General features: G+C 62.4%; 14 protein-coding genes and 1 pseudogene. 11 read left to right on the plus strand and 4 right to left on the minus strand.

Going from position 1 to position 10,046, the window contains the following annotated elements:
* Positions 1–265: 265 nt before the first annotated feature.
* Positions 266–1,099, minus strand: coding sequence for a hypothetical protein (locus K359_RS0144730; RefSeq protein WP_029084878.1), 834 nt, complete (start codon positions 1,097–1,099; stop codon positions 266–268).
* Positions 1,100–1,919: 820 nt separating this feature from the next.
* On the opposite strand from K359_RS0144730, the gene K359_RS58005 reads away from it, so the two are divergent.
* Complete coding sequence (locus K359_RS58005) at positions 1,920–2,453, plus strand: Panacea domain-containing protein (protein ID WP_198031281.1); 534 nt, start codon at positions 1,920–1,922, stop codon at positions 2,451–2,453.
* A 133-nt stretch (positions 2,454–2,586) separates the two neighbouring features.
* Complete coding sequence (locus K359_RS55775) at positions 2,587–2,763, plus strand: hypothetical protein (protein ID WP_245284920.1); 177 nt, start codon at positions 2,587–2,589, stop codon at positions 2,761–2,763.
* Between the two features lie 7 nt (positions 2,764–2,770).
* Here the strand turns inward: K359_RS55775 and K359_RS0144745 are convergent, their stop codons facing one another.
* Positions 2,771–3,001 (minus strand): hypothetical protein, encoded by a 231-nt coding sequence (locus K359_RS0144745; protein WP_029084879.1) that lies wholly within the window; start codon positions 2,999–3,001, stop codon positions 2,771–2,773.
* Between the two features lie 116 nt (positions 3,002–3,117).
* Between K359_RS0144745 and K359_RS0144750 the strand changes: the two genes are divergently transcribed.
* Positions 3,118–3,375, plus strand: coding sequence for a hypothetical protein (locus K359_RS0144750; protein ID WP_029084880.1), 258 nt, complete (start codon positions 3,118–3,120; stop codon positions 3,373–3,375).
* 91 nt (positions 3,376–3,466) lie between these two features.
* Here K359_RS0144750 and K359_RS55780 read toward each other — a convergent pair whose 3' ends face one another.
* Positions 3,467–4,651, minus strand: a complete 1,185-nt coding sequence (locus tag K359_RS55780) for a site-specific integrase (RefSeq protein ID WP_084518796.1) — start codon at positions 4,649–4,651, stop codon at positions 3,467–3,469.
* Between the two features lie 704 nt (positions 4,652–5,355).
* Between K359_RS55780 and K359_RS0144765 the strand changes: the two genes are divergently transcribed.
* Positions 5,356–5,946: a hypothetical protein gene (locus K359_RS0144765; protein ID WP_156929058.1), complete on the plus strand. Its 591-nt coding sequence runs from the start codon at positions 5,356–5,358 to the stop codon at positions 5,944–5,946.
* On the opposite strand, the gene K359_RS0144770 is transcribed toward K359_RS0144765, so the two are convergent.
* On the minus strand, positions 5,891–6,196 hold the full coding sequence (locus K359_RS0144770; RefSeq protein WP_029084883.1) for a helix-turn-helix transcriptional regulator: 306 nt from the start codon (positions 6,194–6,196) through the stop codon (positions 5,891–5,893). The genes K359_RS0144765 and K359_RS0144770 overlap by 56 nt on opposite strands.
* A 120-nt stretch (positions 6,197–6,316) precedes the next feature.
* Between K359_RS0144770 and K359_RS55785 the strand changes: the two genes are divergently transcribed.
* The 7 genes and pseudogenes from K359_RS55785 to K359_RS55795 all read left to right on the plus strand — a co-directional run.
* Entirely contained in the window at positions 6,317–6,535 is a 219-nt protein-coding gene (locus K359_RS55785) for a hypothetical protein (protein WP_156929059.1), read from the plus strand.
* 124 nt (positions 6,536–6,659) lie between these two features.
* Positions 6,660–6,959: a hypothetical protein gene (locus tag K359_RS0144780; protein ID WP_029083913.1), complete on the plus strand. Its 300-nt coding sequence runs from the start codon at positions 6,660–6,662 to the stop codon at positions 6,957–6,959.
* An 11-nt stretch (positions 6,960–6,970) separates the two neighbouring features.
* Positions 6,971–7,138: a hypothetical protein gene (locus tag K359_RS62505; RefSeq protein WP_156929060.1), complete on the plus strand. Its 168-nt coding sequence runs from the start codon at positions 6,971–6,973 to the stop codon at positions 7,136–7,138.
* On the plus strand, positions 7,135–7,401 hold the full coding sequence (locus tag K359_RS0144790) for a DUF2312 domain-containing protein (protein ID WP_029084884.1): 267 nt from the start codon (positions 7,135–7,137) through the stop codon (positions 7,399–7,401). Before K359_RS62505 ends, K359_RS0144790 begins: the two co-directional genes overlap by 4 nt.
* A complete protein-coding gene (locus K359_RS0144795; protein ID WP_029084885.1) occupies positions 7,401–7,883 on the plus strand; it encodes an HNH endonuclease in 483 nt (160 codons plus the stop codon). Before K359_RS0144790 ends, K359_RS0144795 begins: the two co-directional genes overlap by 1 nt.
* Positions 7,880–9,685, plus strand: a complete 1,806-nt coding sequence (locus K359_RS58010) for a hypothetical protein (RefSeq protein WP_029084886.1) — start codon at positions 7,880–7,882, stop codon at positions 9,683–9,685. The genes K359_RS0144795 and K359_RS58010 overlap by 4 nt, the downstream gene beginning before the upstream one ends.
* Positions 9,682–10,046: pseudogene (locus tag K359_RS55795) on the plus strand (hypothetical protein); the annotation flags it as partial. The gene K359_RS58010 and the pseudogene K359_RS55795, both read left to right, overlap by 4 nt.

Raw genomic sequence — 10,046 nt, forward strand, 5'->3', positions numbered from 1 at the left:
GAGACCACGAGCCGCATTCGCCTTGCGTTTGCCGCGGCATGTCCCGAAGCCGACCTGATCCGCGGCTTGCCAGGCGCGCTGCTGCCGCTCGGTCCTTGACCGGCGGGGCGTCCGCCCCCGTTCGCCCAACCTACACCTCAAGCGCGTTGCAAAGTACCGGTCGTCAGGCGGTGAAAAGCCGAAGGCAATCCTGTGCGCCTCGTCAGAGCAGATGTACGGCCGCATCAATCGGGCCCAAAAGCCGCACTCTCACGAATAGGACGGGCTAGCGCACTGACCATGGAAATGCCGATGGTTGCGGTTTGTTGGTTCGCGGCCGCGCCGGAGGTGGCGCCGGCTTGTGCGTCTGGGCAACATTGGTCGATCGCCGCGGACGCGGCATCGGTACTTCGGGGATTGCCCTTGGCTGTTCGGGGCTCACCTTTGCCCCTTCGGGCATCACCCCTGGCTCTTCAGGCATCACCCTTGGTTCTTCAGGCACCACCACCTTTGGCTCGGAAGCGTTGGCGATCACACGGGCCAGTTGTTCCTGGCTCGCGTTGAGCCGCTCGGTGACTGTTTCGCTTTCGCGCGCCATCTGAAGCTGGTTCGCCTTTATCTGGTCGATGATATTGTTGTTGCGTGCCGTTTCCGCCTGGCTCGCCTTGAGTTGGCTCGCTACGTTTTCATTGTCGCGGACCAATTGTTCTTGCCTCACCTGAAGCTGTTCAACCACCTGCCTTAGGGCAGCAAGATCGCGCGCCATCGGTTGGAGCTGCTGCGCCAAGTCGGAAGAAGGTGCGACGGCAGTCGGCGCAACGTCTTTCGGCGCGGCTTGTGTCGGAGGTGTGGATTTTGAGGGGGGCATCATCGCCGTATCGGCGGAGGACACCCACCACCAAACGGCGCCACCGATGGACGCTGCCAACACAGAACCGACAAAAGCCAGGAGTCGCCAATCCGCCAATCGATGAATCGCTGCCAGCGGCGCGCGAAGCGGCTTCACGCCGATCGGTGGGCCAGAAGGACTGACTCCCGCTTCGCGCGCGAGGTTCAAGAGCTGCTGCTCCAAGCTCGTGAGCCGCCCTTCCGCGACCTTGTCGTTCAGCGTGGAATCCATTTGGTGCTCCGTATCAAATGCAATGGCACCCGCCTTGAGAGCGGATCCGCCCTTCGGCGAGCTAACATTCAACGGGACGCAGGTGGGTATTGCAGCCTAAGCTTCCCAAGGATGAGCATGCAGCCTGCGCATCACATCATCTATCCTTTATACGCTCGCCCCTCCTGAGCTGTCCCCGCGATTTTAAGCGCAGCACCGAGGTGGAACTGTGTTCATGTCCGGAGGAAAATCGTGATGAGACGTGGGCCGATTGGTGTCTCGACCGCCGATGAGAGTACTACGAGTACACGCCCGGCGGAGTTCTTACGGACCTAGGACGCTGAAATTTCCAGCACAGCCCAAATTGCAGGGTCGATGCCATGAGCGGATCGCATTGAAATGGCTGGCGATCCCGGCAGGATTCGAACCTGCAACCCGCGGAGTAGAAACAATTTGGTCGCGAAAGAAATATCCGCTACTCGGCAAGGCCTTAGCGGTCGGTCCCGGACCGGTTCGGGGTTTATTTCGGGGATTGAGCGCCGCGGCGCGGACGGTGGTCTCGGTGATCAGTTTCATGGTCGCCCCTTGGGTTCGTGAATTGCGATTCCACAGAAATACCGCTCGCAGGCGTCCCGGAAGCGGCTGTTGGCATCTTCCAGGTCGGCCGCGCCTCCGCTGCTGTCCGGAGGGACGGGTAGGGGGCGGTGCACGCGTAGGTCCAAAAGACCGGACTGCGCTCGGCCGCCAGCCTGATCCGACCGACCGTCCGGCCTTCATGGATCACGGCGAAGTCGTTCTCGAGCTTGTCGCCGGCTATGACGGTGGGCGGAGGAAGAGGTCCATGATCTGGAACCCGCTGGTGACAAATGCTAAACGAATCCTATATAACCTGTTGAAACTTGTGGCAGCCGCTGCCCAGAAGGAAACGCAAATGTCGATCGCTTCGTCCTCCGCAGCGCGGCACATTTGCGCGCGTGGAAACTGGGGCGTCACGAACCTCGCCCTTCAGAAAATCCTCTATATGGCTCAAATGGTGCACCTTGGGCGCACGGGGCAGCGATTGGTCAATGCCGAGTTTCAGGCATGGGACTATGGCCCTGTCGAGCCGACGCTGTACCGGCAAGTTCGGAATTTCGGCAATAAGCCAATTCAAGATGTTTTCTTCTGGGCGCCACCAATCGTCGGTACGCAGGAAGCCGACACGTTGGATGAGGCGTGCAACTTCCTCATTCAAAAAACGCCTGGCGAGTTGGTCGCTATGACGCATTGGCAGAATGGAGCTTGGGCCCGTCACTATGTCCCAGGAGCACGAGGCATCCCAATCCCCGACGCCGACATCATCGCTGAGTACCGTGCGCGAATTGGAAGCGCATGACTTCTCTGTAATTGTAAAACAGTCTCCGTCTTCACCGAATGTTGTTGAGACAAGCGCCGCGGCGCTCGAAGCTGCCTTGCAAAGGGAGGCAGACGAGCGGAGGGAGGAGCGGTTCTATTGGATCTGCGCGTGCATGACGCTCATCGATTTGGCCACGTTCGCACACTTGGGATTCGTGGCGGTGATCTGCGTCTTTCTAATTGAGATTGTCGCGCTCGGCGCACTTGCGAGAAAGTATGCTGACGAGAACATAGCGCTCGCGATCGACAAAATCATCGCTTCAATTTGCGATAAGTTCGGTTGGAAATAGCATTAGCTCAAACGCGCTTGATGACCTCATCGTTATCGAGGATCTGGAACGTGTCGTTACCGCTGTCCACCCAGTTTACGTGACGACCGTCAGAAAGGATGGCCTCTTTTGATCCACCAAGTGTACTAGGCGGCCCAGAAATTGGCTTATGTTCAATCACCTTCTCGAAAATCTGTACCGTGTAAATGGTACCACTGGTTCCCTTGGCCTGGAATGATTCAACCAATCTATTGGTCATAGTCTATTCCTCTCTGATACTTGACGGCAGCCCGTTTCACGCCACCTTGCGGGCCCCCTGCAACTACCGATAGCATACCCTCTAATCCGAATCAGTATTTTTCAGAGGGGACGACCATGTTTGATAATTTGGCGGATGCGCGCGACGCGTTGAATGAAATTGCTACGGACACCAAGCTCGACAAAAAATATCGCGAAAAATTCACGAAAGTCGCTGATGCCTTAGGTAAGGCCGAGGGGAGAATTGGGGCGCTCGAACAAGTCGTGAAGGCGCTTACGAAAAAGACCGGACTAACACTTCAAGAAGTGGGTGATGACCCGCTGTCTCGTGTACCTTTGAGGTCCTACATCAAGGACTTAGTGGTGGGCAGCTAGCTCACCATTCTGGCTTAAACTCCATGACGAAGGATCACTCTCGCAGCGAGCGTATGCCGCACAAATCCAATGCTGCTAGATGCTGCGCGACTCAGTCGCCTCTTTCCTTCTCGATCCGTTTCGGCTGTTGCTTGAGCTGCTCGAGCTGGCGTTGCTGCGCCTCGGCCGTGCGTTCCATCGCTGCGCGGACGTCCTCGACGGTCGCGCCGGTGTAGAATTCGGAGGTGATTGCAATGGTGGAATGGCCGAGCAATTCCTGCACAATGCGCAGATTGCCCGTCGCGCGTAGCATTCGCATGCCGGTCGTGTGGCGGAGGTCGTGAATGCGCGCGTCGACGCCGGCCATATCCCATTTGCGCTTTTTGTTTGAGGCGAATCCGGTCGACGTGATCGGGTAACGCTGGCCCTTGACCAAGTCGCCGAGGTTGCGGCCTTTGCGGGTGCGGTTTTTCCAGGTGCGCTGCGCTTTGTAGGTGAAAACGAATTCCTTATGGTGACCGCGCCGGCGCCAAAGGATCGCGTAGGCCTCGCGTGAGAGCGGAATGATCCGCGGCTCGTCGCCTTTCGTCACGACGCTGATCGTGCCGAGCTCGAAATTGACCTGCGACCATTTCAGCAGGAGATTTTGCCGGCGAAGGCCCGTGATGATCGCGAAGCGGCGCAGCTCGGCAAAGTCAAAATTCTCGGTCTGGTCGAGGCGGCGCTCCTCGCTCGGCAGCAGCTCGCGGACCGGGCGCTTTTTCTGTTTGAGGCGGTGCTTTTTCCAGGTCGGCTCGTTCGGCAGAATCGCGTTCCAGTTCTCTTTCGCGCGGCGCATCACACGGCGAAGCAGATCCAGCGTGCGATTGACGGTCGATGGGGTGATCTGCCGATAAAGGATTCTCGCGTTGCCTTTCTCGACGACTGTGCGGTCGCGCCGCCGATCCTTCCGACGCTCGGCGACAAGGTTTGCGACCGTGTCATCGATAATGTCCTGCAGCAGCGTCTTGCCGCCGACGATCTCGACGATGCGATCGAGGGCGGATTTAATCTTGAGGTCGGCCAGGTTCTGGCCGTGCTCGTCCCACCAGCGTTCGCAGGCGCGCTCGAGCGTCAGCGGTCCTCGTCGCGCGGCGATCCAGCCGGCGACGAGCTCGCGGGCGCGGTCCCTTTCTTCCGCCTCCGCCGCACGTGCGTCACTCTCGCTCTCGCACTCAGTTGACCCGGAAAAACGATAACCTTTGATTTGGAAATCGAAGTGCCAGAATCGGCTCTTGGCGGGGCGATAGACGGACATGACGGCGTTGTCTCCTCAAGCGCCTGCAGAAAAGCCTCGACGTCCGAACGGGTAAAGACGCGCCGAGGTTTTACACGGCCTTTCCCTTTGATGCGGCAGGTCAGTTTTTCGTCGGCAATATGCCGCGCGATCGTTGTCCGGTCCATCGGCATAAGGCGCGCCAACTGGGGGACGTCGATCAATGCGAAGGCGGAAAAATGTGCGTCGAGCGCTTGTGGTAGGGCGGTCATTGGCGAGTGGTCCAAGTCATGGCGCGGCCTTCTTCGGCATGCGTTGCAGGCGATCGTCGACGCTCGGCGGCGAGGCCGCGAGCGACCAGGCCCGCGGCGGTATCTTCGCGCAGCGTGCGGATGCCGAGCCGCCAGCCACCGCGTGGCCGGCGGGTGAAATGATGGCCGAGCGGGAGCAGCCCGCGGCGTCGCGAGCTGTCCCGAAATGGCACCGCTTCGCGCGGTGCGTGCGCGGGGCGGAATTGCAGCAGGTTGCGGAGCCGTGTCGCTCGAATCTTCTGGTTGCATAGGGGGCGGGAGCGACCTTGTCGCTCAATCCACACCCGTAAGTTTGCGGAATAGGCATCCGGTTGATTGTCCCACTAGAAACATTCGCGTTCCCGGCGCAACTGCCGGGAGCTATTGATAATCACAAAATGTGAATATCAGCAACGTTCGAATTCACAGAGCGTGAATGCCAGTGGAAAAACAACAATGAAAACACTTATGTCGAGCCGTCCGCGGTCATCGGAGGCAAACCGTCACCTTGCTTTGCAGCTCGCGATCCAGCTGCCTTCTGATTCTGCCGAGGACGCGCGGCAGGTCGTCGACGAGCTCGCGATCCTGCTCGAGGGATACATGACGGCGCCGGGGCCTCGGCCGCTATGGGAGCGGCAAGTCATGGCGCTCGATCCGCCGTACCGCGCCGGGCTAGCGCTGTTCTGGACCGTCGCGCTGTTTCTGCTGGTGATGCCGGTCGCTATGGCGCTGGTTTCGCTGGTGGGTATCCAGGCCGTTGAGATCCCACTGATGGCGCCGCTGGCGGCTGGCTGTTCGATGGTGTTCGGCCGGCGCTATGGCGTCCTGGTCGGCGTCCTGGCCGGCGTCGCGCACAATCTGCTGATCGTGCCGCCGGCGCTCGAATTGTCCATTCCGACAGCGCTCGAGTTCGTCTTCGGTGGTTGCTATGCCGTTGCGGCGATCGTCGTGCCGACCATTGCCGGGCACTCGGCGGCGCTGCGCGCGGCGGCTATGAGCGCTTGCGTGCGGCTCGCTCCAGCGCCTGGATCGCCGTCGCCAGGTTGACTGGGACGTCGTTTGCCATGCCGCGATAGATCCAATTGAGGCCGACGCCGGTCGCCTTGCAAACCTTGAGGGCGGCATCGATCGTGATGCGCCGTCCGCCGACCTCATAGTTATTCCACTGCGGCCCATCGATCCCAACCAGGCGGCAAAACGCCGCCTGGTTTAACTTCATGGCTTCGCGCGTCCGTTTGAGGCGATGCGCAACTGCCTCGGTACTCTCGGGATTTTGATCTGCTGCTGTGGCCGCCATAACGAGCGGCAATGTCGCTGATGCTGCCAACATTTACCATTTACCGAATGTGAGCCGTTTTGAACTTCACAATATGTGAAGTATGTTCCCGGCGGCATGAATGATTCGCGGTTCCAAAAATTGAGCAGTGCAAGGGAAGTCGTCGACGCGGTCGGCGGCACCTTCAAGGCTGCTGCGCTCGCAGGTTGCAAGCCGCCGGCGATCTCCAACGCGATCGCCCGCGGCTGCCTGCCTTCCACTACATTTCTGATTTTCGGGGCCGAGCTCGCCGAGCGCGGCCTGACGGCGCCGCCGGAGCTCTGGGGCATCCGGCCGGCGCCGCGTCGCAAGCGTCACTAACGGTTTTTCGCACAGGGGCAACATGGGGCGAGAGGCTACACAAGTTCCGGCCGGGAACGCAAAAGAGCGGACCGGCCAGCTGGCCGGGAAGAAACGGCCAGCTGGCCGGACGATCGCGCCGGCGATGCAGGTTTTCCGCAGGCTTTTCCCGCATCAGACCGCGGCCGAGCTCGCGATCCGAACCGGCGCCGAGATCCGCCATTGCGAGCGCTGCCTCGCCGGCGATCGGGATCTCGGCAGTGCCTTCCAAGCCAAGCTGCTGCAGTCCGACGTCGGCGACAAGATCCTCGACGCGATCATGGGCGAGGCGCGACCGGCCTGGTGGGTCGGATTCAAAAAGCAGCTCGAGCTCTCGAAACTGGTCAAGGCGCAGGCCGAGCTCGGCAGGCAGATCGAATCCATGCAGCGCGGCATGGCGGATTAGTGGGGCAATCCATGGAGCAAAACACTCTCGCCGGCGTCGACGTCCACGATCTGCGCTTTCTCGTCACGATGGGCTGCGTCCTGCTCGTCGCCATGTTCGCCGCGGCCGGCGCCGCGATGCAGCCTTTCCTCGATCGCCGCCGCGACGCCGGCGCCGGTTTCCGCTGGGTGCGCCGATGACCAAGAAACCGGCCGCAGAAACCCGCGCGACGACGATCGCCAAAGACCAGCTGAAATCGATCATTGAGCGCGTCGAGCGCCTGATCGAGGAAAAACAGTCGATCTCCGACGACATCAGTGACGTCTATGCCGAGGCCAAGGGCAACGGTATCGACGTCAAGGCGCTGCGCGCGATCGTCAAGCTGCGCAGGCTAGATCCGATCGAGCGCGAGGCCGAGGAGATGATCCTCGAGACCTACATGCAGGCGCTGGGAATGCTCTGATGCACGGCTGCTTCGCCAAGACGCGCGAGAAGCTCGAGGCATCGGCGGACCTGGTCGACCTGACGGGCACGCCATGGCGGCGGATATGGCTATCGGCGCGCGAGCCGATCTGGACGCTGGTCGACGCCGTCGACTACGCCTGGCTGTCGGAAAACATCTGGAACGTCTGGCACGCCGGCCGCGGCGATTGGATGCGCTACGCCAAGCGTAACGTTGACGTCTCGCGCACGACCATCCGGATGCATCGCGAGATCATGATCCTCGCCGAGCCGCAAAGCGAGGCATACCTGCGCGCGCATTTCGTCGACCATATCAACGGCCAGACGCTCGACAACCGCCGCGCCAATCTGCGCTGGGCGACCAAGCAGGAAAACGCAGCCAACCGCCGCAGGCGCGGCTCGGCGCCGTCGCTCGAGGACATCGTCCGCGAGCTCGTCGCCGGCCTGCCGCCGCAGCCTCAACTCGAGGAGATCCCGTTTTGACCGAGCTCGTTCGCTATGAGGCCGCGCGCAAGGCGCTGGCCGAGGCCGTCGCGGTCGACGAGGTCCAGGAGATCCGCAGCCAGGCCGAGGCAATGCGCCACTACGCGCGCCAGGCGAAGGATCGCGACCTCGAGATCCAGGCGGCGCAGCTGCGTTTCCGCGCCGAGCGGCGCCTCGGCGAGATGATCGTCGCGCAAAAGGAAACGGTCGGGCTCAATACCGGATCGCGCGGTCAGCTGCGCGGCCGGAACGTTTCTGGCGGTTCGGTTTCGGAACAGCCAGAAGATGACCGGCCGACGCTTGCCGAGGCCGGGATCGACCGCAAACTGTCATCGAAGGCGCAGCGCCTGGCCGCGATGCCGCCGGCCGAATTCGAGGCCGCGCTCGACCGTCACCAGGAGGAAATGCGCGCCGGCGCCGGCCGCGTCGCGATGGACCTGGCCAAGGTCGGCGCCGAGGAAAAGGGCAGGGAGCATCGCCGCGGTCTGGCGCAGGCGCTGTCTGACGCCTCGGCGCTGCAGCCGACCGGCCGCAAGTATCCGATCATCTACGCCGATCCGCCCTGGCATCGAAACCAGGGCGTGACCAGCCGCTCCTATGAAAACCATTATCCGACCATGCCCTGGGCGGAGATCTGCGCGCTGCCGGTCAGGGACATGGTCCTGCCGGATGCCTGGCTGTTTCTCTGGATTCCGCGCGCCCATATGCTCGCCTGGCATGAGGCCGAGATCGAGGCGACGGATCTCCGGACCGGCGAGGTCATCATGGTCCGCGTCCAGATGCCGCTCGCCTCGGCCGTCGCGCTGTCGTGGGGCTTTGAGGCCTATTCGACCGCGTTCGTCTGGACCAAAAACGACGAGGAGCATCCGGACGAGGCCGGCGGCGCCGTCCTGGTGCGCGACCAGGACGAGATCCTGCTGCTGTTCAAACGCGGCAAAGGCCTGCCGAAACCGGCGAGCGGCGAAAAGTTCGGCTCCAACCATCGCGAGCGATCGCGGCCGCTCGGCCACTCGCGCAAGCCGGAGCATTACCGGCGCATGATCGAGGCGATGGGCGGCGGCGTGCCGGTGCTCGAGCTGTTCGCCCGCGTCGACGCAGAGAATCCATTGCCGGCCGGCTGGGATGCGTGGGGCAACCAGGCGACGGCGACAGAAATCAATTCCCAAGCGATCGCGGGCGAGAGCTCGGCGCCTGACGGGGGGCCGGCGGGTATAAAACCGCCGCGCGATCGGACTGCCGATGGTCGGTCATCGGACGAGGCCGCAACGGGTAGCCATAGCGCTGCGGCCTCACAGTTAGCGGACGCTGGAGCTCACGCCGGCGATCGTCCAGCCCTTTCGGTCGACGTTGCCTCATTGCCGATTGGGGAAGTCGTTTCGAGCGTCGCCGTTACCGGCCGCGCCGATACAGCCGAGCCGCCGGCGAACCGACCTGGACGCGACATTTCCGATGATGGGCTCGATATCCCGGCATTCCTGCGCCGGACGCCGAAACCGGCGCCGGCGCTCGGCGTCGCGCAAACTGAGATGGATCTCGCGCGCCGCGATCGCGCGCCGGCGGAGATCATCGACGGCAAGCTGCAAACGCGATTGCCGCTGACCGATGACGAGATCGAGATGCAGGCCGCGCTGCTGGCGATCGCCGCCGGCGAGACGATCGACGGCGACATGGTCCGGCATCTGGTCGGCGCCGGTTTCGCGCATTGCGGGACAAAAAGCGTCTCGGTCAGCGAGGCCGGTCGCGAATTCCTGGCGCAGCTGGTCGCGTCGCCGGCGCCGCTCGAGCTCGAGGCGCGCGCGTGACCGACAAAGTCGCATTGTTCCGGCAGATCGCTGCAGTCGAGACCGAGATCAAAGATCGCAGCGCCGGCGCGCGCTCGAGGCTCGATCGGTCTGCGTCGCAACGCCAATGCGACGGCCTCGAGGCCGGCGCGAAAACGCTGCGCTGGCTGCAGCAGAACGAGGCGCACATCGCGGCGGCGACGCCGGGTGCGCTTCCGAGCTGCGCAATTTCGATGACCAGGCAGATCACTGCGGTCGAGACCGAGCTCAAAGATCGACGCAGCGGCGCGCGAGCAAAGCTGAGCTCGGCCGCGGCGGTCTATCAACGCGACGGCCTCGAGGCCGCCGCGAATACGCTGCGCTGGCTGCAGCAAAACGAGGC

Origin of the sequence: Bradyrhizobium sp. th-b2 (genome assembly GCF_000426785.1) — a bacterium.
Classification (GTDB): domain Bacteria; phylum Pseudomonadota; class Alphaproteobacteria; order Rhizobiales; family Xanthobacteraceae; genus Bradyrhizobium; species Bradyrhizobium septentrionale.

Bases quoted from the DNA above. Each gene is read 5' to 3' on its own strand.
- K359_RS62505 (WP_156929060.1), top strand. From the start codon at position 6,971: ATGGAGCAAAACACTCTCGCCGGCGTCGACGTCCACGATCTGCGCTTT.
- K359_RS0144795 (WP_029084885.1), top strand. From the start codon at position 7,401: ATGCACGGCTGCTTCGCCAAGACGCGCGAGAAGCTCGAGGCATCGGCG.
- K359_RS55780 (WP_084518796.1), bottom strand. From the start codon at position 4,651: ATGTCCGTCTATCGCCCCGCCAAGAGCCGATTCTGGCACTTCGATTTC.
- K359_RS0144730 (WP_029084878.1), bottom strand. From the start codon at position 1,099: ATGGATTCCACGCTGAACGACAAGGTCGCGGAAGGGCGGCTCACGAGC.
- K359_RS0144765 (WP_156929058.1), top strand. From the start codon at position 5,356: ATGAAAACACTTATGTCGAGCCGTCCGCGGTCATCGGAGGCAAACCGT.
- K359_RS0144780 (WP_029083913.1), top strand. From the start codon at position 6,660: ATGCAGGTTTTCCGCAGGCTTTTCCCGCATCAGACCGCGGCCGAGCTC.
- K359_RS55775 (WP_245284920.1), top strand. From the start codon at position 2,587: ATGACGCTCATCGATTTGGCCACGTTCGCACACTTGGGATTCGTGGCG.
- K359_RS0144750 (WP_029084880.1), top strand. From the start codon at position 3,118: ATGTTTGATAATTTGGCGGATGCGCGCGACGCGTTGAATGAAATTGCT.
- K359_RS0144790 (WP_029084884.1), top strand. From the start codon at position 7,135: ATGACCAAGAAACCGGCCGCAGAAACCCGCGCGACGACGATCGCCAAA.
- K359_RS58005 (WP_198031281.1), top strand. From the start codon at position 1,920: ATGATCTGGAACCCGCTGGTGACAAATGCTAAACGAATCCTATATAAC.
- K359_RS0144745 (WP_029084879.1), bottom strand. From the start codon at position 3,001: ATGACCAATAGATTGGTTGAATCATTCCAGGCCAAGGGAACCAGTGGT.
- K359_RS0144770 (WP_029084883.1), bottom strand. From the start codon at position 6,196: ATGGCGGCCACAGCAGCAGATCAAAATCCCGAGAGTACCGAGGCAGTT.